17 protein-coding genes are annotated in these 20,422 nt (G+C 59.5%); 9 read left to right on the forward strand and 8 right to left on the reverse strand.

All coding sequences use genetic code 11. The features are described 5' to 3' along the window. Window positions 1-35: 35 nt before the first annotated feature. Complete coding sequence (locus tag FVF58_RS55190) at window positions 36-533, reverse strand: dehydroquinate synthase/iron-containing alcohol dehydrogenase family protein (RefSeq protein ID WP_149671090.1); 498 nt, start codon at window positions 531-533, stop codon at window positions 36-38. Continuing rightward, on the reverse strand, window positions 479-1,768 hold the full coding sequence (locus FVF58_RS17320) for a sigma-54 interaction domain-containing protein (protein ID WP_246217098.1): 1,290 nt from the start codon (window positions 1,766-1,768) through the stop codon (window positions 479-481). The genes FVF58_RS55190 and FVF58_RS17320 overlap by 55 nt, the downstream gene beginning before the upstream one ends. A 353-nt stretch (window positions 1,769-2,121) precedes the next feature. Here FVF58_RS17320 and FVF58_RS17325 point away from each other — a divergent pair, with 353 nt between their 5' ends. From FVF58_RS17325 to FVF58_RS17335, 3 genes are all read left to right on the forward strand, one after another. Then, window positions 2,122-3,006, forward strand: a complete 885-nt coding sequence (locus FVF58_RS17325; protein WP_149671092.1) for an MBL fold metallo-hydrolase — start codon at window positions 2,122-2,124, stop codon at window positions 3,004-3,006. Window positions 3,007-3,044: 38 nt separating this feature from the next. Continuing rightward, on the forward strand, window positions 3,045-4,712 hold the full coding sequence (locus FVF58_RS17330; protein WP_149671093.1) for a bifunctional protein tyrosine phosphatase family protein/NAD(P)/FAD-dependent oxidoreductase: 1,668 nt from the start codon (window positions 3,045-3,047) through the stop codon (window positions 4,710-4,712). A gap of 82 nt (window positions 4,713-4,794) precedes the next feature. Then, entirely contained in the window at window positions 4,795-5,601 is an 807-nt protein-coding gene (locus tag FVF58_RS17335; protein ID WP_149671094.1) for a sulfite exporter TauE/SafE family protein, read from the forward strand. Between the two features lie 229 nt (window positions 5,602-5,830). Here FVF58_RS17335 and FVF58_RS17340 read toward each other — a convergent pair whose 3' ends face one another. The 5 genes from FVF58_RS17340 to pobA form a co-directional block, all read right to left on the reverse strand. After that, window positions 5,831-7,141: an Nramp family divalent metal transporter gene (locus FVF58_RS17340; protein ID WP_149671095.1), complete on the reverse strand. Its 1,311-nt coding sequence runs from the start codon at window positions 7,139-7,141 to the stop codon at window positions 5,831-5,833. 834 nt (window positions 7,142-7,975) lie between these two features. Then, a complete protein-coding gene (locus FVF58_RS17350; protein ID WP_149671097.1) occupies window positions 7,976-9,427 on the reverse strand; it encodes a catalase in 1,452 nt (483 codons plus the stop codon). 39 nt (window positions 9,428-9,466) lie between these two features. After that, window positions 9,467-10,174 carry an HD domain-containing protein gene (locus tag FVF58_RS17355; protein ID WP_149671098.1) on the reverse strand — a complete coding sequence of 236 codons (708 nt, stop codon included), beginning with the start codon at window positions 10,172-10,174 and terminating at the stop codon, window positions 9,467-9,469. 426 nt (window positions 10,175-10,600) lie between these two features. Further along, window positions 10,601-11,602 (reverse strand): GlxA family transcriptional regulator, encoded by a 1,002-nt coding sequence (locus FVF58_RS17360; protein WP_149671099.1) that lies wholly within the window; start codon window positions 11,600-11,602, stop codon window positions 10,601-10,603. 384 nt (window positions 11,603-11,986) lie between these two features. Next, window positions 11,987-13,171, reverse strand: a complete 1,185-nt coding sequence (gene pobA, locus FVF58_RS17365; protein WP_149671100.1) for a 4-hydroxybenzoate 3-monooxygenase — start codon at window positions 13,169-13,171, stop codon at window positions 11,987-11,989. 158 nt (window positions 13,172-13,329) lie between these two features. Between pobA and FVF58_RS17370 the strand changes: the two genes are divergently transcribed. Next, window positions 13,330-14,241 carry a helix-turn-helix domain-containing protein gene (locus FVF58_RS17370; protein ID WP_149671101.1) on the forward strand — a complete coding sequence of 304 codons (912 nt, stop codon included), beginning with the start codon at window positions 13,330-13,332 and terminating at the stop codon, window positions 14,239-14,241. A gap of 271 nt (window positions 14,242-14,512) precedes the next feature. Here the strand turns inward: FVF58_RS17370 and FVF58_RS17375 are convergent, their stop codons facing one another. Next, complete coding sequence (locus tag FVF58_RS17375) at window positions 14,513-15,277, reverse strand: ParA family protein (RefSeq protein WP_149671102.1); 765 nt, start codon at window positions 15,275-15,277, stop codon at window positions 14,513-14,515. 340 nt (window positions 15,278-15,617) lie between these two features. Here FVF58_RS17375 and FVF58_RS17380 point away from each other — a divergent pair, with 340 nt between their 5' ends. The 5 genes from FVF58_RS17380 to FVF58_RS17400 all read left to right on the forward strand — a co-directional run bounded on the left by FVF58_RS17380 (window position 15,618) and on the right by FVF58_RS17400 (window position 20,358). After that, a complete protein-coding gene (locus tag FVF58_RS17380) occupies window positions 15,618-15,863 on the forward strand; it encodes a type 2 periplasmic-binding domain-containing protein (RefSeq protein ID WP_149671103.1) in 246 nt (81 codons plus the stop codon). A gap of 704 nt (window positions 15,864-16,567) precedes the next feature. Continuing rightward, window positions 16,568-17,065, forward strand: coding sequence for a MaoC family dehydratase (locus FVF58_RS17385; RefSeq protein WP_149671104.1), 498 nt, complete (start codon window positions 16,568-16,570; stop codon window positions 17,063-17,065). A 2-nt stretch (window positions 17,066-17,067) separates the two neighbouring features. Next, a complete protein-coding gene (locus FVF58_RS17390) occupies window positions 17,068-18,798 on the forward strand; it encodes a PHA/PHB synthase family protein (protein ID WP_223191157.1) in 1,731 nt (576 codons plus the stop codon). A gap of 158 nt (window positions 18,799-18,956) precedes the next feature. Beyond that, window positions 18,957-19,145, forward strand: coding sequence for a hypothetical protein (locus FVF58_RS17395; RefSeq protein ID WP_149671106.1), 189 nt, complete (start codon window positions 18,957-18,959; stop codon window positions 19,143-19,145). A 211-nt stretch (window positions 19,146-19,356) separates the two neighbouring features. Then, window positions 19,357-20,358 carry an AraC family transcriptional regulator gene (locus tag FVF58_RS17400; protein ID WP_149671107.1) on the forward strand — a complete coding sequence of 334 codons (1,002 nt, stop codon included), beginning with the start codon at window positions 19,357-19,359 and terminating at the stop codon, window positions 20,356-20,358. The last annotated feature ends 64 nt before the right edge of the window (window positions 20,359-20,422 follow it).

Below are 20,422 nucleotides of genomic sequence, written 5' to 3' on the forward strand. Positions count from 1 at the left end.
TTCGACATCACAATTCAAGGAGCAACGCCCGCGGGTTACGCGGTGGGACGCGCCCCCTCCCAGGCACGCTGTAGCAGTGCTCTAAGCGGTTCTTCCTCAATCGGTCGAGGGTTCCAATATGGATTCGACAAGGCCACCTTGCACGCGTAATCGAGGTCGACTTCGTCCAACCCAATCTCGCGAAGGCCTTGCGGAACTCCAAGTTCTTCATTGAGTTGGTAAAGACCGTCAGGCGCTGAGTCTACGTTCAACGCCCTGGCAATTCGACCCATAGCCTCATCCGCAACGGCACTGTTGTAAGCGAGTGCGTCAGGCAAAACGATTGCATGCGTCTCAGCGTGAGGGAGATTAAACGTTCCACCCAAGGTGTGTGCACTGAGGTGCTGGTAGCCAAGATACGCAGTCACGGGCCCGAACGCGTAGGTCAACCCCGTGAGAATCGAGCGGGACGTCAGATAGACGTTGCTGAATTGGCCATTTAAGAACTTAGACCAAGTTCTCTCAGGCGACGGTAGAGCGTCCGCTCGCTCCATCCGAGATGTGATGCGAGTGCTTTGCGCGTGCCGGAAAACGCCTTCACGAAGTTCACCAGTTCATCATCCGACACTATGTGCGATGAATGCGTCGACGAGGACCGCTCGACCATACCTGAACGTTCCATAGTGCCTTCCACTATGTTTTCCGGTAAATGCTCGGGTCGAATCACACCGCCATCGGAGAGAAGACATGCGCGCTCGAGCACGTTGCGTAATTCGCGAATATTGCCGGGCCATGTATAAGCTTCGAGTTTTGCAAGTACCTCGCGACTGGCCGTCGGCTTGTGGCCCGGCGCGCGGCCGCCTGCATCACCTGCGTTGCCGATGCGCTGGAGAATCGAATCGACGAGAAGCACAATGTCGCCACGCCGCTCGCGCAGTGGCGGCAGCCCGATTGGAAACGCACTGATCCTGTAGTACAGGTCCTCCCGGAATCGCCCGTCACGCGTCATTTCGAGCAAACGCTTATGCGTGGCCGCAACAAGACGGAAGTCGGAGTGCAATGTTTCGGTGCCGCCCACACGTCGAAAGGTGCCCGTCTCAATGAGCCGCAGCAGCTTCACCTGCATCGACAACGGCACGTCACCGATTTCATCCAGAAAAAGCGTTCCACCTTGCGCGGTCTCCACAAGCCCAGGCTTTCGCGTCATGGCGCCCGTAAACGCGCCTCTCTCGTAGCCGAAGAACTCGCTCTCGAACAACGATTCCGCGATGCCGGAGCAATCGACAACCACAAACGGGCTCTGCGCGCGCGGGCTCGCCTCGTGTAGCGCACTTGCAAAGAGCTCCTTTCCCGTGCCGGATTCGCCTAGCAGCAGCACCGGCAACTTTGACGGTGCCACGCGCTGTAGCGCGGAGATCGCTTCATTGAAGGCGGCTGATCGGCCGACCAGCCCCTCTGCGCTCGGTTTGGCCGACGCACTGCGAACCGTCACCAGTCGCTCGACATAAGCAATGACTTCATGCGGGGCGCCAAATATCGGACGCAGTTCGACATCGACGTGCTCAGGGCCGCGCGGCGTGTGGTGAATGTGAAGTACGCGATCCGGCCCACCCAGCTCCCGCGCGCGCCTCATCGGACAGTGCTCGCCGGCCTGGTCACAGGGAACATCGTAGTGGTGTGAGATCTGATAGCACTTGTGACCGATATGCGGTTCGCCGGCGACACCGAATTGACGCTGGTACGCGGTATTGGCCGCGAGAATCCGGTATTGCGGGTCGAGCACGATCATGGGGTGGGGGTCGTGCTCAAGGTATGAGACAAGAGCGCCAACGTCTGGCGCCGGTTCGTCAGCAGAGGCCGTTGGTAAAGAGTCCGGACCGGCGATGGGGAGGTGCGATTTCATGCGCGACAGCATTCGGAAGAGGCTTCCACTATAGCGTGCCTCTGCCAACTCTGCCACGACACTGCCAATTGTGGCAGTGTCAGCAGCCCAACCGCACGATTCGCCATCAGCCACGTCCGGCGAGCACAAGAAATATCTTTCGAATCAGGTGGTTGCAAGCCGTCGGCGAGCGCAGCCGCGAATGGCACAGGGCTTGCATAAGAGGCCCCACCCGTTTGATCTGCATCAAGGAGCCGACAATGAGTACTGCAAGCCCAATGGTTATCGAGGGCTTTTTCGATCCGAAGACATCCACGATCAGCTATTTGCTGCTGGATCCCGACACACGCGAGTGCGCATTGATCGACAGCGTGCTGGACTTCGATCCGAAGTCCGGGCGCACCTGCACGGAAAGCGCCGACAAGCTCGTTGAGCGCGTTCGCGAACTCGGCGTGAACGTACGCTGGCTGCTCGAGACGCACGTGCATGCCGATCATCTTTCGGCCGCGCCTTATCTGAAGGAAAAAGTCGGCGGCCAGATCGCAATCGGCGCGCAGGTGATCCGCGTGCAGGAGGTGTTCGGCAAGCTCTTCAACGCCGGGCTCGATTTCAAACGCGACGGCAAGCAATTCGACCGATTGCTCGCCGACGGCGATGAGTTCGAAATCGGCAGACTGAAGGGTCGCGCGATGCATACGCCGGGCCACACGCCCGCATGCATGACCTATGTGGTAACCGATGGCGAGGAGATGGCAGCCTTCGTGGGCGACACGCTGTTCATGCCCGACTACGGCACCGCGCGCTGCGACTTTCCCGGCGGCGACGCAAAGGCGCTCTTTCGCTCGATCAGCAAGGTGCTGAGCCTGCCCCCCGAAACGAAGCTCTATATGTGTCACGACTACCAGCCCGGCGGCCGCGAGCTGCAATTCATCAGCACGGTCGCCACGCAGCGCGAGCGCAACATCCATGTTCGCGAGGGAACGAGCGAATCGAGTTTCGTCGCCATGCGCACCGCGCGCGATGCCAGACTCGACATGCCTCAGCTGATCCTTCCATCGGTGCAGGTCAACATGCGAGCCGGGCAATTGCCCGAAGCCGAGGAAAACGGCATTTCGTACATCAAGATTCCGCTGAACGCCGTTTGAGTCGTCGCATCGGGATATCAGGATTAATGGAGAAAAGCATGGAATTCAGAAGGCTCACGGACGACCTGTCCGTATCGCCGCAAATTGCGGCGAACGATGTGGCGGCGATTCGTGCGGCGGGGTATCGCGCAATCATTTGCAATCGGCCCGACGGGGAAGGACCCGACCAACCGACCTTCGCCGAAATCGAGGCAGCCGCGCGCGCACAGGGTATCGTGGCCTGTTATCTGCCGGTCGAATCGGGCAAGGTCAGCGACCACGACGCGATGCAATTCGGCGAGCTCATGCGAAAACTCGAGAAGCCCGTGCTTGCCTATTGCCGCACGGGCATGCGTGCGGCAACGTTATGGGGGCTGTGCGAGGCGTCGTCGAAACCCCTGCCGGATATTCTCGGTGCCGCGAAAGCGGCCGGCTACGACCTGGGCGCGCTCGCTCACCGCGTTGCCAATAGCGGCAAGCTGCCGGTACGAGTCGCGACGGCAAGCCACGACATCGTCATCGTCGGCGCCGGTGCCGCAGGCATTGCCGTGGCCTCCAGTCTCCTCGCGCGCGACGCGCGACTCGACATCGCGGTCATCGACCCCGCGGACACGCATTACTATCAGCCTGGCTGGACGATGGTGGGCGGGGGCATATTCACACCGGAGACGACGGCGCGCGCGATGGCGGCCGTCTTGCCGCAAAAGGTTCACTGGATCAAGGCAGGCGTCGCCGCTTTCGAACCCGACAATCACGCTGTGATTCTTGAAGGCTGCCGTGCCATCCATTATCGAAAACTGATCGTGTGCCCTGGGCTCAAGCTCGATTGGGGCGCGATTGCGGGTCTTCCGGAAACGCTCGGGCGCAACGGCGTGACGTCCAACTATCGCTACGATCTCGCACCGTACACGTGGCAGCTCGTACGGGAGATGAAGCGTGGCCGTGCCATTTTCACGCAGCCCCCGATGCCCATCAAATGCGCTGGCGCGCCGCAAAAGGCGATGTACCTGTCGTCGGACTACTGGGAGCGGTCAGGCCGGCTGCAAGACATCCAGGTTCAGATGTTCAACGCGGGCGCCGTCCTGTTCGGCGTTGCCGACTATGTCCCGGCGTTGATGGAGTATGTCGAGCGGTACGACATTGGACTCAATTTCGGTTACAACCTCACTGCGATCGATGGTCCCGGTAAGGTAGCCACATTTCGTCGTGTACTTCCGGATGGCACGGTCGAGTCGGTCGCCCATGACTTCGAGATGATCCACGTCGTGCCGCCGCAAACGGCGCCCGACTTCATCCGCGCGAGTCCCCTTGCCGATCAGGCCGGCTGGGTCGACGTCGATCAGAACACGTTACGTCACAAGAAGTTCGACGACATCTTCGCGCTAGGCGATGTAATCAATGCGCCGAATGCAAAAACGGCAGCGGCTGCGCGCAAGCAGGCCCCCGTCGTCGCCCACAACGTGCTCGCGAGTCTCGGAGTGGCGCGCGGGCAAGCTGCTTACGACGGCTACGGATCGTGCCCGCTCACGGTTGCACGCGGCAAGATCGTGCTCGCGGAGTTTCTGTACGGGGGCAAGGTCGCACCTTCATTCCCGGCCTGGCTGATCAACGGTAAGCGCCCCTCGCGACTGGCGTGGCTACTGAAGGAGCGCGTGCTGCCTCCGCTCTACTGGCGCGCGATGCTCAAGGGCCGTGAGTGGTTGGCGAAGCCGGAAATAGTCGGCTGAGCATTGCGTAAGCATCCCTGTCGTGCCGCGTAGCGCCGGCGCCGGCCGGTCTCGCGGCCAATTCCTCTTGTCGAACACACTCATGCTGACTTCACTGATTCTTGGCGCCCTTGTCGGCGCTGTTCTGGGCCTGACCGGTGCCGGCGGCGGCATTCTTGCGGTTCCCGCACTCGTCGTGGGGATGGGCTGGCCGATACAGCAGGCATCGCCCGTCGCGCTCATCGCTGTTGCCGGCAGTGCGGCGATCGGCGCGGTTGAAGCCTTCCGCCGCGGCCTCGTGCGGTATCGCGCTGCGTTGCTCATGGCGGTCGCCGGCGTGCCGGTGACTTCGCTCGGCGCAAGCCTCGCGCACAAGCTGCCGCAGCGATTGCTGATCGAACTGTTTGCGGGGGTGATGCTGCTCGTTGCGCTTCGTCTCCTCACCCAGGCGACCGGCCAGAAGACCCCGGAGCAAACGATGTCGCCAATTTGTGTGGGCCGTGTCGATCCACGCACGGGGCGCCTCGCATGGACCTGGGCAACCGGCGCTGCGCTTGCAGGAACCGGCGCATTGACAGGTTTGATGACTGGTCTGCTCGGTGTGGGCGGCGGATTCGTCATTGTGCCGATATTGCGCAAGCTCACGAATGTGTCGATGCACGGCGTCGTGGCCACCTCGCTGATGGTCGTCGCCCTGGTCGGCAGCGGCGGCGTCGTCTCGGCGATGGAAGCCGGCGCATCGCCCCCGTTCATGCTCACGCTTTTGTTCAGCCTCACAACAGTGCTCGGAATGATCGTCGGGCGCGCCGCATCGCGTCGTCTGTCTGCCCGGCACGTACAGATCGGATTCGCCGGCGTGCTGGTCTGCGTTTCGTTGGGGATGGTGGCAAAAGCGCTGCTCAACGGGTGAACAAAAGGGCTGCTCCGTTGGCTCGGGCTCCAACACGGAATTATGTTATCCGTTGCCACACCATCTTAAAGTCATTCGGGCTCCGTACTGATGTTGAGGCAGCCAACCCTGGCGCTTTATCGAGTTCGGGGCACAATAAACCACCGAGTCCGCCGCTCGTTGCAACAACGAACATTGCCACATGTTCCCACGTACTTTGCACAGCCTGGTTTCCGATTGACACGGCCGGTCAGGCACCACGCAACCCTGGGATGTTCACACCAAAGGTTTGCAGAATCGGAATGGCGTCGAGCACAAGAATGACCGCAGTCCCGAGGATCGCGGCGGCATTAACCAGGCGACCGTTTGCAAACACCCCCATGATGTCGCGCCTACGGGTAAAGATCACCAGAGCAATCATCGGCGCGGGAAGAGCGAAGCTCAACACTACCTGGCTATATACCAGCGCATCAGTGGCATCTACGCCTGACGCGATCACCACAAACGCCGGCACCATCGTCACTATGCGACGCAGCCACACCGGAATGCGAAAGCCAACAAAGCCCTGCATGATCATTTGTCCCGCCATCGTTCCCACGACCGAACTGGAAACGCCGGCCGCAAGCAGCGAAACGAGGAAAACAGCCGCAGCACCGGCACCGAGCAAGGGAGTCAGCGTATGGTAGGCGGTTTCAATTTCGACAATGTCAGAGTGCCCCTTGTGAAACGCAGCGGACGCCATCACGACCATCGCCATGTTGACGAGACCTGCGAGCGTGAGGGCAATAATCACTTCCCGATTGGAGAAGCGCACCAGCTTCCGCCGCCCCTCCTCGGTCCGGGCAGGCGTGCGGTTCTGTGTCAGGCCGGAGTGCAGATAAATGGCATGTGGCATGACCGTGGCGCCGAGAATCCCCGCCGCGACCGTCAAAGCCTGGCTTGAGTGCAGCGTCGGCACGAAGGTACCGCGAGCCGCTGCAGTCCACGCCACATGAACCATAAAGAGTTCGACGAGGTAGCACATTGCAATTGCTGCGACGAGCCCTCCGATGATCAACTCGATCGGACGGAACCCCTGCTTTTCGGCCAGCAAAATCGCGTAAGTGACCACCCCCGTTACCACCATGCCACCAAGCAACGGTAGATGGAACAGCAGCGACAATCCTATCGCCCCGCCCAGGAATTCCGCGACATCCGTTGCCATCGCGGCAATCTCGCTGATGCCCCACATCGCATAGACCACTGGCATCGGCAAATGCTCGCGACATGTTTCGGCGAGATTCCGGTTGGTCACAATTCCGAGTTTCGCCGAAAGCGCCTGGAATAGCATGGCAATGACATTGGCAGCCAGCACAACCCAGAGCAGAGAATAGCCGTACTGCGCACCTGCCTGAAGGTTCGTGGCAAAGTTGCCGGGATCCATGTAGGCAATCGATGCCACGACGGCTGGGCCGGCAAATAGCAATTTGCTGAGACCACCAGCCCTTCGACCAGTCAGCACTTCATCGATGGCAATTGCCGTCCGATTCGACAACCTTAGCGGGGCTTCTCCACTCGCCATGATCAAATCCTTTTCCAAACTCTAACAAAAATGAGCCAATGGTGCAGCTTACCCATCGAATTGCGGACACCAATCGTGATGGGCATTACTACAAGTGTGAAGACAACAAGCTTCAACCATGAATACTCAAGGAATCCATGGGAGGCAAACGTAAGGAGGGAGTCCAACCGCGTCGCATTTCCTAAGGGCTATTCTAGTTCTAATTGATAAGCGTTCTCATCAAATTGGGTATGTTATTTTCCAAAGACGAGAATGAACAATATCTATCGGCGGTTGTGTGTTTTGGTCAAGAATCTTATGACTATATTGTTATATAGATGCCGTTGTCACTCACAGAGAGAAGTCCGTCTTTCTCTTTGAAGACGAGATTCGAGGCAACTGCCAAAACGTGGCCTCATAAAAATAATCTATGGTCTCAATTTAAAAAACTCCATTTTTGTATTTGTATGAAAATGAAGTCTTTTATTAGTGTCTCTTGCCAGTTCCTCAAGCCTTGCCCTTGGCTCCGCGCGAGAACAAGAGCTCAACGCTTTCTGTGCGAGTGAACATCGCTGCGACCGTCAGTGGTGTGTTGCCGCGCCAGAAAAGATAAGCCATTGCCCAACTGCATCTACATGCCTGTGGTAGCTCGCCAGCATTGCAAGGCTATCGCCCTTCTCGTTTCGCAGATTGGACGGCACGCCCTTTGCGACCGCCGTCAAGGAACGGAACCCTTCATTGTCCGACGCCAAGCGCTCGCTATTGACGCCGCATGAAACTTGCGCGAAAGCAATCGGGACGAACGTCCCGACAACGTTCGTCCCGTTTGGGTCTTTCCCTGGAAAGGCAGAACGGCTATGCCGACGCTTCTTCCAACGCAGCAATTGCCTTCGCTACACCCGCGCCGTACACCGGATCCGCCATCGTGCAGTGTTCGACATGCAATTGCTGGACCGGCTTCGATACGCCGTTCAGCGCTCGCGCCGTGTTGTCGAACAGCGTCTGCTGCTGCTCCGCCGTCATCAGACGGAACAATGCCCCTGGCTGCGAGTAATAGTCGTCGTCGACGCGATGATTCCAGTGATCCGCCGAACCATCAATCGACAAAGGGGGTTCACGAAAGTCCGGCTGCTCCTGCCATTCACCTCGCGTATTCGGCTCGTACGGCGTGGCGCCGCCCATATTGGCATCAACGCGCAACAGTCCGTCACGGTGATAGCTATGCACGTACTTCGCACCGCGCGGCGCATTCACCGGAACCTGATGGTAGTTCACACTCAGGCGATAGCGTTGCGCGTCTCCGTACGAGAAAAGCCGGCCTTGCAACATCTTGTCGGGCGAAAAACTGATACCCGGCACCACGTTGGCAGGAGCAAAAGCGGCCTGTTCCACGTCGGCAAAATGATTGGCGGGATTGCGGTTCAACTCGACCACCCCGACTTCGATGAGCGGGAAGTCACGCTTCGGCCAGACCTTCGTCAGATCGAACGGGTTGATCGGATAGCTGCCTGCTTCCTTCTCCGGCATGATCTGCACGTACAACGTCCAGCGCGGAAACTCCTGGCGTTCAATCGCTTCGTACAGGTCGCGATGATGCGTCTCGCGATCACGGCCGACGCGCGCTTCCGCTTCTGCATCCGTGAGGTTTTCGATACCTTGTTGCGAGCGGAAATGGAACTTCACCCAGAAGCGCTCGTTTGCGGCATTGATGAAGCTGAAGGTGTGGCTGCCGAATCCGTGCATGTGGCGGAACGTCTTCGGAATACCGCGCTCGCTCATCACGATCGTGATTTGATGCAGTGCTTCCGGGAGTTGGGTCCAGAAGTCCCAGTTGCTCTCCGCGCTGCGCAAGCCCGTGCGCGGATCGCGCTTGATCGCATGGTTCAGGTCCGGGAACTTGAGCGGATCGCGCAGGAAGAACACCGGCGTGTTGTTGCCGACCAGATCCCAGTTGCCTTCTTCAGTGTAGAACTTCAACGCGAAGCCGCGAATGTCCCGCTCGGCGTCCGCCGCGCCGCGTTCACCCGCCACGGTCGAGAAGCGCGCGAACATCTCGGTCTTCTTGCCGATCTCCGAGAAGATCTTCGCGCGGGTGTACTGCGTGATGTCGTGGGTCACGGTGAAGGTGCCGAATGCGCCGGAGCCTTTCGCGTGCATGCGACGTTCAGGAATCACTTCACGGTCGAAGTGGGCCAGTTTCTCCAGAAACCATACGTCCTCAAGCAACGCCGGACCACGTGGACCAGCGGTCTTGATGTTCTGGTTGTCGACGACGGGCGCGCCGAAAACGGTAGTCAGCTTTTTCATGAAAGATCCTCTATGTTCGCAATAGGGTGCGGTGGTCGTTCAGATGTCCTGCACCGTCGCTGCGGTGTTGCAACCGCAGGCCGCATCGTGAGCGTGACCGGCGTTGCTGTCGTCCCATGCGGAGCCCAGGATGATCTGGCAGAAATTCAGGCGCTTGTACGACGGATCGCGCAGTTCGAGCACGTCGGCCTTGACGTTGCCAAAGGTCGTCTCGGGCTTCTTGATCGTTCCCTGCGCGAAGGCATCGATGATGCCGTTCTTGAACATCTTCTCACGCGGATGCGCCGCCACCACCTGAATCCGTTGCTCGTCGCTGAACTCGTGGTAGGCCATCCCAAGCACGTCCATCTCGACCCCGGCGGTGACGAGCGCGACCACCGGCTTCAAGTGTTCAGGCACGCCCGGCGTGGTATGCAGTGCAATCGACAGCCACACCTGTTCGATGTCGTAGTCGTTCATGCCGTGCTGCGTCATGAAATCACGCGCGGCGTTGGCGCCATCCACTTCGAAACGGTAGCCTTCGCTGCTATAGGCCGGCATCAGGCCCATGTCGTGGAACATGGCGCCGAGGTACAGCAGTTCCGGGTCGTACTTCAGGCCCTTGCGGTCGCCGCTGAGGGCGCCGAACAGGAAAACCCGCCGCGAGTGGTTGTACAGCAGGTCGGTTTCGGTATCGCGTACCAGTTGGGTGGCCGCGCGTGCAATTGCGCTGTCGGGTATCTTGATGCCTGCAATTGTGGTGCTCATTTTTCCGGTTCCTCAGTTGGCAAGTGGGTGGCGCACATGTGTGCTGCCAGGCTTCGACAATCGTCGCTGAATTCCTGACACCTTTCGAAGCGATTGATCGTAGACATCCGCTCGACTTCTCGTCCGAGAAAAATACACTACGGAGTGCGATGCATCTGATCAGCGCATGCCCGGCGGCGTCTCAATGAGAATGAGTATTGTGCAAACAGCCGGTGCCCGACAACTGGAACGAAGCGCTGAATCCTGCCAAGCGTGCGGGATATTCTGCCGTTCCCCACTTCCGCTGAAGTCCTTCAGGCCTTGGGGTATCAATCAATAGATTCTGGCTAAGAGATCGATTGAAAAAGACTGCTTCTTATGTCTGAAGACTTTTCAGCAGACGGTGGAGCGCATATGCGGTGATCCGCTATTCTGTCGTTCAGACACCTAAACGTGACAGCCAACTGCATCCTGCTCCCGGTCGAGGCACGTTTCGCTTTGATAGTGAAGGCGATACTGCTTAGGCGAGACGCCTACGCATCTCTGGAAAACGCATCGCATGCGATCGGCATTCCCAAAGCCACACTCATAAGCGATGGTTTTCAAGGGACTTGCGGTACCCTGCAGCATTGCTCGTGCTGCGTGCACGCGGGCACCCACCACATATTCGGCAGGCGATATTTTCGCGTCCCGTACGAACGCGCGGGCGAATGTACGAATGCTCATGTTCGCTACGCGTGCGAGAACTTTCACCGACAAGTCACCGGTCAGATTGGACAGTATGTATTGCTGGACTTGTGTAACCCACGAGCCGCCTTCCGCACATGGCGTGAACTGGGGACTCGACTGGCATTTCTCACCCGCGCGCTGCATGAATACGACGAGCCGCTCGGCAACTTTCAACGCGACTTCACTGCCTTTATCCAGTTTCAGCAGGTAAAGGGAGAGATCGACTGCGGCCGTTACGCCGGCCGACGTATAAAGGTTGCCGTCTTCGACAAAAGGCCGGTCGACTTCGACACGGGCGGTCGGACACAACGCTGCGAGCTGGTTTGCATAGCTCCAGTGAGTGGTGACCATTCGTTGATCCAGCAGGCCAGCGCGCGCCAGGATGAAGGAGCCACTGCAGATCGCGCCGAAGCATCGCGCCTGCCGACTTGCGCGTTCGAGCCACGCATAGATCTCGTCGGCGAACTCCCGACGGACCACTCCGGGGCCACCCGCCACAAGCAACAGGTCGTATGCATCGTGCGTGTTGCTGAAATGCCGGTCAGCGGAGATAGTCATTCCGTTTGAACATCGCAGCGGCCCATGCTCCAGACCCACAACTTCCACTCGATAGTGCGAGTCCGCCAACAAGAAGCGGTTGGCTTCCGCGAAGACATCGAGCGGCCCGCAAACGTCCCGCGACTGGACACCGGAAAAAGCGACTAAAGCGACGGTTCTCATTGGTGAACGAGATCGGTGTAAGAAACGATGTTAAAAGGACGCTGAGTTTGAAGTTGGCTTTTTGGAAAGCTGCTAACTTCGTCCAACCGGAAAGTTTGCCAACGCGGCATCAAGTCTGCGACCGCCACGCGCCGGACCGACCACGGCTATGGCCTCGCCAAACTTCGGCATTGAGCGCGCGCATTGCTCGTAGAATGTCTGCCCGACCGCGGTCAGCGGCGACCGAATAAATAAACTTCGTTTAGGTCGAACATACATTCCTCGTACCGGCTCTGCATCCGCCATCCGGACCGTCTAATGATCAGCGGATTGGAGGTCCAAGCCGAACTGCCGCGGAAATCGTCGCGGCTGCTCGGTGAACGTCGATGCCGGCGCGAGATTGCGTCATTCGATGGCTTCATAGGGCAAGCCGACGTAGTTTTCCGCAATCGTGGTCAAGCCGGCTTGAGAGCTCGTCAGATAGTCCCGCTCGACTTCCTGGATCTTGCGGCTGAACGCGTCGCTGTCGGGAAACTCGTGCAGCAGTGAAGTCATCGACCACGAAAAGCGGACAGCCTTCCAGACACGGTGCAACGCGATATCCGAATAGCGCGCCAGCAGATCTGTGCGCCGTTCGCGGTACGTCTTGATCAGGATTCGATACAACGTGTTCACGTCGCTCGCGGCAAGATTGAGGCCTTTGGCTCCCGTGGGCGGCACGATGTGCGCGGCATCGCCGACCAGAAACAGGCGTCCATACTGCATTGGCTCGGCGACGAAGCTGCGCAGCGGCGCGATGCTCTTTTCGAGCGAAGGCCCGGTGACGAGCTGATCGCCGAGATGATCGGGCAGGCGGTTTTTGAGTTCGTTCCAGAATCGTTCGTCGGACCAATCCTCGGCCTTTTCGGTCAGGGGCACCTGCAGGTAGTAGCGGCTACGGGTGCGCGAGCGCTGGCTGCACAGCGAAAAGCCGTTCGGATGATGCGCGTAGATCAGTTCGTGATGGACCGGCGGGGTATCGGACAGCAGGCCGAGCCAGCCGAACGGATAGATGCGCTCGTAGACGCTCAGGACCTCGGCGGGGATCGTCTGCCGCGAGACGCCATGAAAGCCGTCGCAGCCCGCCACGTAATCGCAGTGCAGCGTGTGCCGCTCACCGTTGCTCTCATAGGTCAGGTACGGGGCGTCACCGGTGATGTCGTGAATCTGGACATCTGTTACGTGATAAATGCTCGTGGCGTCCGACCGCGTGCGCGCTTCCATGAGGTCTCGCGTGACTTCGGTCTGACCGTAGACGGTGACGGTTTTGCCGCCCGTCAAGGCCTTCAGGTCGACGCGTACGCGTCGGCCTGCGAAGGCGAGGTCGATGCCCTCGTGCACGACGCCATCCTGATCCATGCGGGTGCCGACCCCGGCTTCGCGCAGCAGATCGACCGTGCCCTGTTCGAGGACGCCGGCCCGGATACGCCCCAGAACGTACTCGGGCGTTTGCCGTTCGAGAATGACGTTGTCGATTCCGGCTTGCGTCAGAAGCTGGCCAAGCAGCAGGCCGGAAGGGCCTGCGCCGATAATGGCGACTTGGGTTTTCATTGCGTGCCTCCAGGATTTTCACCGCCTCGTTCGAATGCGATGCACACGAGGTTCCGGTTTCTGATGCCCTAATTCTTTATCACGGCGGATCTGGCGGGAAGGGAGGAATCGGCGTTAAATTGGGACTTTTGGAAAGTCCTGAACCGGTCGGGGGCGGGATGGGGAGAGTCATTCATCGGCCATCGAGCGGAACCGGCGTCCCGGTTTTCGAGCTCTTCGGTGAACGGAAGACGTGGCCTACGCCGGATCTCCTGCATTGCGAGTCGATACCGGAGCGCAGCCGTGTGCACGACTGGGAGATCACGCAGCACCAGCATGCGGATCTCGGCCAGTTCGTGTACGTGCAGTCCGGTCATGCGGTGCTGGACGTGGAAGGCACCGTCACCGAAATCGACGAGCCGGCCGTGCAGGTCGTACCGCCGATGTGCGTGCACGGCTTTCGCTTCAGCCGCAATATCGCCGGCTACGTGATCACACTCGCGTTGCCGCTGTTCGACTGGCTGCAGGACAGCCTGGGCGATGCCGCCCCTGGTTTGCTGCGGGCAGGCTGCTATGAGGTCGGCGCCGACAAGCCCTACATCGACCAGTTATGCCAGCGGATCGCTCGCGAGTATGGCACCGTAGCGCCGGGGCGCGATTTCGTGCTGCATTCGCTGGTCGGCGCGCTCGGCAGTTGGGTCGGGCGGCAACAGCACGAGCAACTGGAAGCCGAATGGCGGCCGGGTCGAGGACAGCAACGTACGGCATCCTTTTCCCGGCTGGTCGAGCAGCATTTTCGCGAGCACTGGTCCGTCGCCCAGTACGCTGCGGAGCTTGCCATCACGACGGCGCAACTGAACAATGTCTGCCGCCGGTCGCTGGGATGCACCGCGCTCGAGCATGTACACCGTCGCGTTCTGCTCGAGGCGAAGCGCAATCTGATCTACACGACCATGACGGTCGGCCAGATTGCCGATGTGCTGGGCTTTTCCGACGTGGCGTATTTTTCCCGCTTCTTCCGGAGGATGCAGCGTGTGAGTCCGCGCGATTTTCGACAGCAGCAGGCGTCGGACGGGCGAACCCCCGCTTGATGGGAGGACCGCCTGTGGGCAACGTCGCGGATGATGCCGGCCAGCGCGAGCTCGGCGAGTTCGGGGGCGGCTATGCGGCGCGGCGGTCCGATGGATGAATCCATGCCAGCGCGAGGTACAGGCAGACGAGGGTACGCATGCACTCAGATCGCTCTATCAACCGCTCGCAGCTCTCGGTTAAGGGTAGAACGACCCATGAAAACCTCGTAAACGTTCGGTCGCCGACTTCTTCAACTGTATCGGCCGAGCCCGGCCGTCTACCGGTTCCCCACTATCCGGCCAGTTCGCGATGCAAGGCCCGATACTCCTGCGAGAGTTTGTGTCCCGGATCGAGGTGAATGACAGGGGTCGCCTGCTGATGCGATTCGCGGATCTTCACGGACGAAGACAGCCGCGAAGCCAGCACCGGCAAGCCTTCACCGACGAGTTCGTCGACCAGCTTTTGAGGCAGGCTCGCACGAGGCTGAAACTGATTGATGACAATCCCCTCCACCTCCAGCGCCACGTTGTGATCCTGCTGGATCTCCTTCACGTTTTCCAGCAACGTGTAAAGCGCGCGACGGGAAAAGTCATCACAGTCGAACGGAATCAGACAGCGCTCGACGGCAATTAGCGCGGAGCGCGTGTAGAAGTTCAACGCCGGTGGCGTGTCGATATAAATCGCGTCATACATGTCGAGTTCGTTGAGCGCGTCACGCAACTTGTAGATCTTGTAGCGGGATTCCAGTTTGCCGTGCAACGCGTCCAGATCAGCATGAGCCGGCATAACGTCCAGGTTCTCAAACGGCGTCGGATGAATGAAAGACGTAACTTCTACGGGCCTGAAGCTGAATGTCAGCGCGGTTTCAAAGAAGCCGGCGACGGTAGGATGGACCTCGCCGGCCTGCGGGCCGAGCAGGTATTGAGTTGAATTCGCCTGGGCATCCAGGTCGATCACCAGAGTGCGCAGACCTTCGCTCGCACTTATGGCCGCCAGGTTGCAGACGATAGTCGATTTGCCAACACCACCTTTCTGATTGAATACGACGCGCCGCATGTTCTCCCCTTGAACGGAAGCTGTCTCGAATCCTCCAGCATACCTGAGTCAGCGGACCGGGTAGATGCGAGCGGCTATTTTCCGGGGTGGGCAATCGTCGTTGAGCACGCGAGCAAGGACTGATCGGAGATCAGCGTACATTTTATGAGCCGCGTATCACGCTGCTTTGAAGCAGGCTCTTGCGTCGGCATTGCGACGCATGACGCACGCCTCATCAACGGGATAATTTCACACGTTCGTCGCGAGGGTGCCACTGCCTATCTCGATCGTCGCCGATTGCTGTGGCTTCAGGCCGGTGGCGCTGACGCTACTTCACGACCGAGGCAGCGAGTGGCGCAGCGTGTTCGAGAGCGGCAACGTCCAGGCCACAATCGCCACCGTAAGCAGTGATCTGGCCGTCACCGCATGGCTCGCCTCGGCTATCTCCGCCGACCTCGCGATTCTGAGCGGCGACGATGATCTCCCGACCTTGCCAAACTGTGCGATTGGCCCGTGCCTGCGGTCAGTCGCATCGCTTGTTGCGCAAAAGTTTGCGCGGTATGTGCGCGAGCGGTTGCGCGGATTTCATAACGAAGCCTCGTTTTGATAGTCATTGCTTACCCGTCGCCAGGCGCCTTAGGTCGCCATGATCGATACGCGCTGGTCTTGTTACGGCAAAGAGCGTTAATGCGTCGGCCGGAGTTGGCTGCTTGCTCCGCCAACCCTTGATGAAACTGTCGCGCTCCTCAAACATCAGCTCAAGCTCGAACGAATTCGCGGGGTACCTACCGATGACGACAAGACAGCCTTCCGCATCTTCGTGACGCCGCGAACTGCGCATAAATCGGATTCCTTCCCTTCTGAACAAAGCCGCATGACAAGTACCGTGGGCAACCCTGAGCGCGCCCCACCTACCGGGTGAAGCGTTGAACGACAAACTGGACCGCTGCCCTATGCGCAGGGTAAACACGCATCGGCGACTCGTCTGATTCGCACGTCGTGGCCGACTTTGTCAATAGATGGGCCGATTCAGGTAGTCGATTCACGTCCACGCGGGACTAAGATCGGCTCAACTGTTAGCGCGCCGGACCATCAAGTCTGCCCTGCCCGCGCCACTCTTCGATTGCATGTCGGGAATTCGAGCACGAGTCATACGGTGCCCATCGGGACATACACGTCCCCAAACCTGGCGCGACGGCAGAGACTCGCCTTGCGGCATTTTGTGGTCTCGCCGTGAAATTGACCCTACGGTGCGGCAGCGCTTCGGAAACAGACAGTCCATTCATTCGGTAATAACTAGTTGAGCGACAGATGAACGAAATCGGCGGTTACGATATTGAAGACCTGGAAGCGGGCGTAAGCGCCACCTTTGCGAAGATCATTACGGACACAGACATCCTGTCCTTCGCGGCCGCATCCGGCGATAACAACGCGGTCCACATCAATGAGGAATTCGCGCTGACCACCCCGTTCAAGGGGCGCATTGCGCATGGGATGCTATCCGCAAGTGTGATTTCGGCGGCTCTCGCCGGGCATCTCCCGGGCCCTGGCACCGTATACCTCGGACAGAACCTGCGTTTCAAGGCACCGGTCCGGCCTGGCGATACTGTGCATGCAACGGTCGCTGTGAAAGAACTGCAACTGGAAAAGTGCCGCGTCGTGATGTCTACCGTCTGTACGGTCGGAGAAAAAGTAGTGATCGAAGGCGAAGCAGTCGTCATGGTCACGTCCAGTGCGCGTCGTGTGGCTGAACACGCGGCCCGCGCCGAGCAGCCAGTAAGCGTGAGTGAATCAGGCGAGGCGTTGTGATCATGCCGTTAAACATACCTACTGAATATATACAGGGCTTCCTCAAGTCCGGGCAGCCGTTCTGGCGTGCCATGGTCCGCCAGGAAACGAATGGCGATCCTCTGGATCCCATGCACACTACAGTGCAGCCGCCGGAAGCACTAGTCGACCCTATGGCACTGATCGATGCGTACTCGGCGTACTGGCCACAATTGGCGTCGGTCTGGACCCGAACGCTGGCCAGCACAATGGGCGCGGAAAGCGAGCCAGTGATTGCCCCGAAGCGCAGCGACCGTCGCTTTCTTGCGGAAGACTGGCGCAAGAACGCCTGGTACTGCCTGCTCAAGCAGAACTACCTGCTCAACGCGCGCCTGCTTGAAGACGTGATCGATGCAGTGATTCTGAGCGAAAAAGACAAGCGGAAGCTCGAATTCTTCGCGAGGCAGTTGATCGACTCGCTAAGCCCGGCCAATTTCGTCGCGACCAATCCCGAGGCGCTCAGGCTTGTGTTCGAATCGAGCGGCGACAGCTTGCGTGACGGTTTCACCAACCTGCTTGGCGATCTGCAACGCGGCAACATCTCGATCACTGACGAGACCGCCTACGAGGTCGGGCGCAACGTGGCGGCGTCTCAGGGTACGGTCGTGTTCGAGAACGATCTATTCCAGTTGATTCAGTATGCGCCGCTCACCGACAAGGTAGCCAAACGCCCATTGCTGATCATGCCGCCTTGTATCAACAAGTACTACATTCTCGATCTGCAGCCCGAGAATTCCTTTGTGCGCTTTGCCTGCGAACAGGGGATGACGGTATTCATGGTGTCGTGGCGCAACCCCGATGCCGCGATGGCCCAAACGACGTGGGACGACTACGCCGAACAAGGCGCGCTGGCAGCCATAGACGTCGCGCTGGCGATCACCCGCGCCGACCGTGTCAATGCTGTGGGCTGGTGTGTGGGCGGCACCATTTTGTCGTCGGCCGCGGCGATCTCCCGAGCTCGCGGCGACGACAAGCTGGCCAGCATCACGTTGCTCACCACGATGCTGGATTTCGACGAACCCGGCGAGCTGGGCGTCTTCATTGACGAAGCGGGTGTCGCTCAGCGAGAGGGTGCAATCGGTCGAGGTGGCATCTACTCCGGCAAGGAACTGGGGTTCACGTTCCAGACATTGCGAGCAAACGATCTGATCTGGCCTTACGTCATCGACAACTATCTGAAGGGCAAGTCGCCACCGGCATTCGACCTGCTGTACTGGAACGCCGACAGCACGAATCTGCCGGGGCCCATGTACACCTGGTATTTGCGCAACATGTATCTGGAGAACAACCTGTGCAAACCGGGGCGGTTGACGGTGTGCGGCACGCCAGTCGACCTGGGACGCATCGACACCCCTGCCTATGTGCTGGCAACCGAGGAAGACCATATCGTGCCGTGGCGATCGGCTTACCGGTCCACACAACTGGTTGGCGGTCCGACTCAGTTCGTTCTCGGCGCAAGTGGCCACATAGCTGGGGTCGTCAATCCCGCGTCGAAGAACAAGAGAAGTTTCAAGGCCAGTGGCGATTCGACCGGCGATCCGGACGCGTGGCTGGCGTCAGCCGAAACACGGCCGGGCAGTTGGTGGAACCACTGGATCGAGTGGCTGAAGCCGTACGCCGGAGAATCGGTCAATGCGCGCAAGAAGCCGGGAAGCGCCATTCATAAGCCGGTCGAACCGGCACCCGGGCGCTACGTGCAAGTGCGCGCGGCATAGTTCCCGCTCCGGACCTGAATCAAACAGCCCCGTGCACGGGCGCCAGTGTCACGCCTTGCGGCGTGACACTGGCGCCCACGCTCCATCGAGCTTACTCATCCATCTTGCTAATTATTATGAACTCCAAATCAATTCAGTCTAATCTGGAGCGGGGCGACGTGAAGGCAACCACAACTACGAACGGCATCCACCCCGCTGCAAAAGTCGAGCACGCGCGGCACGCCGAATCGACGGAAAAGCGCAAGCCAAAAGCAAACTGGGCCTGGGCCGACGGTTCGCGACACTTCGACTGGATGGACTGGCATACCCACTCGGCTCTCTCGATCTCCACTGGCTTTGACCTGTAGATACATATAGCCTGTTACCGAGTCTGAACTGTGCCGTACAATGACGGACGTGACCGCTAGCAATGCACGCGGTCACGATGGAATCCATGCCAAAGAGGCGCGCGGCGATCCTTGGCGGCCACGGCGGGCACCCCGTCGCGCGGATTCCCGCAGCCCATCGCCCGAGCCGCCTCCCATGGTGAACTGACGTCAACAAGCCTCGTCAACGCTCATGCATTCGCCCAGCGCCACCGTTCCGATCTCGCTCCTCAACGGTTTCCTTGCTGCCGCCGGTGCGCGGCCAGGTCTGATCGGCAAGTATCTGGACGAGGCCAGCATCTCACCTGCGCTGCTGACCGAACCGGGCGCGCGAGTCACGGAAGAACAGTTTTCGACCTTATACCGTGCCCTCGCCATTGAATTCGACGACGAAATGCCTGGCATCTTCGCCCGTCCGATGCGCAGCGGCACACTGAAGTTTCTTTGCCTGAGCCTGCTCGATGCGCCCAACCTGGAAATTGCCATGCATCGGTTTGGGCAGTTCTTTCACATTGTCCTCGACGACTTCAGGTTCGAATCGCGTAGGGATGGTTTGATCGCGTGCATTGCCCTTCACCCTGATCCATCGTCGGCCGTCAGCATGCTTGGGCAGCAGCTCATGCTGAAGCTCGCACACGGCGTGGCTTCGTGGCTGATCGGTCAGAAGATTCCGCTGCTGCAAGTCGAGTTCGCGTTCTCCTGTCCGCCGCATACGGTGGATCATCTTTACCTGTTCCCCGGACCTGTCCGTTTCGATTGCCAAAAAACGCTGATGCGCTTCAGTGCCGCGTATTTCGACATGCCCGTCCGCCAGCGCAAGACAAATTTGCGCAAATTTCTTGCCCGGGCGCCCGAGGACTGGATTTTCGTTTCCTTCAGCGAGCAGCTTACGAGCCACCGCATCAGGCAGTACCTCGCATCCTGTCTGCCGGACGTGCCGACCGTTGAAGACGCCGCGCGGAGTCTTCACTGCTCGGTCCGCACATTGTGCCGGCGCCTCGCCGCCGAGGAGACCGCATTTCAGACGCTGAAGGACGAGCTGCGGCGTGATATCGCGATTCAACGTCTCACCGGTACCAGGGATCCGATCGCCGCGATCGCGGGCGATGTCGGCTTCGACGACCCCACTGCGTTTCATCGGGCCTTCCGACACTGGACCGGCAGCACGCCCGGCGAATACCGCCGGCAACCCTGAGCGCACCCCCACCCGGCGGGTGAAGCATTGGACGACGATCGGGCCCGCTGAGCCATACAAGGGG

Origin of the sequence: Paraburkholderia panacisoli, assembly GCF_008369935.1 — a bacterium.
GTDB lineage: Bacteria > Pseudomonadota > Gammaproteobacteria > Burkholderiales > Burkholderiaceae > Paraburkholderia > Paraburkholderia panacisoli.

Bases quoted from the DNA above. Each gene is read 5' to 3' on its own strand.
- FVF58_RS17360 (WP_149671099.1), bottom strand. From the start codon at position 11,602: ATGAGAACCGTCGCTTTAGTCGCTTTTTCCGGTGTCCAGTCGCGGGAC.
- FVF58_RS17375 (WP_149671102.1), bottom strand. From the start codon at position 15,277: ATGCGGCGCGTCGTATTCAATCAGAAAGGTGGTGTTGGCAAATCGACT.
- FVF58_RS17370 (WP_149671101.1), top strand. From the start codon at position 13,330: ATGGGGAGAGTCATTCATCGGCCATCGAGCGGAACCGGCGTCCCGGTT.
- pobA (WP_149671100.1), bottom strand. From the start codon at position 13,171: ATGAAAACCCAAGTCGCCATTATCGGCGCAGGCCCTTCCGGCCTGCTG.
- FVF58_RS17355 (WP_149671098.1), bottom strand. From the start codon at position 10,174: ATGAGCACCACAATTGCAGGCATCAAGATACCCGACAGCGCAATTGCA.
- FVF58_RS17330 (WP_149671093.1), top strand. From the start codon at position 3,045: ATGGAATTCAGAAGGCTCACGGACGACCTGTCCGTATCGCCGCAAATT.
- FVF58_RS17340 (WP_149671095.1), bottom strand. From the start codon at position 7,141: ATGGCGAGTGGAGAAGCCCCGCTAAGGTTGTCGAATCGGACGGCAATT.
- FVF58_RS17320 (WP_246217098.1), bottom strand. From the start codon at position 1,768: ATGATCGTGCTCGACCCGCAATACCGGATTCTCGCGGCCAATACCGCG.
- FVF58_RS17350 (WP_149671097.1), bottom strand. From the start codon at position 9,427: ATGAAAAAGCTGACTACCGTTTTCGGCGCGCCCGTCGTCGACAACCAG.
- FVF58_RS17385 (WP_149671104.1), top strand. From the start codon at position 16,568: ATGAACGAAATCGGCGGTTACGATATTGAAGACCTGGAAGCGGGCGTA.
- FVF58_RS17400 (WP_149671107.1), top strand. From the start codon at position 19,357: ATGCATTCGCCCAGCGCCACCGTTCCGATCTCGCTCCTCAACGGTTTC.
- FVF58_RS17325 (WP_149671092.1), top strand. From the start codon at position 2,122: ATGAGTACTGCAAGCCCAATGGTTATCGAGGGCTTTTTCGATCCGAAG.
- FVF58_RS17390 (WP_223191157.1), top strand. From the start codon at position 17,068: ATGCCGTTAAACATACCTACTGAATATATACAGGGCTTCCTCAAGTCC.
- FVF58_RS55190 (WP_149671090.1), bottom strand. From the start codon at position 533: ATGGAGCGAGCGGACGCTCTACCGTCGCCTGAGAGAACTTGGTCTAAG.
- FVF58_RS17335 (WP_149671094.1), top strand. From the start codon at position 4,795: ATGCTGACTTCACTGATTCTTGGCGCCCTTGTCGGCGCTGTTCTGGGC.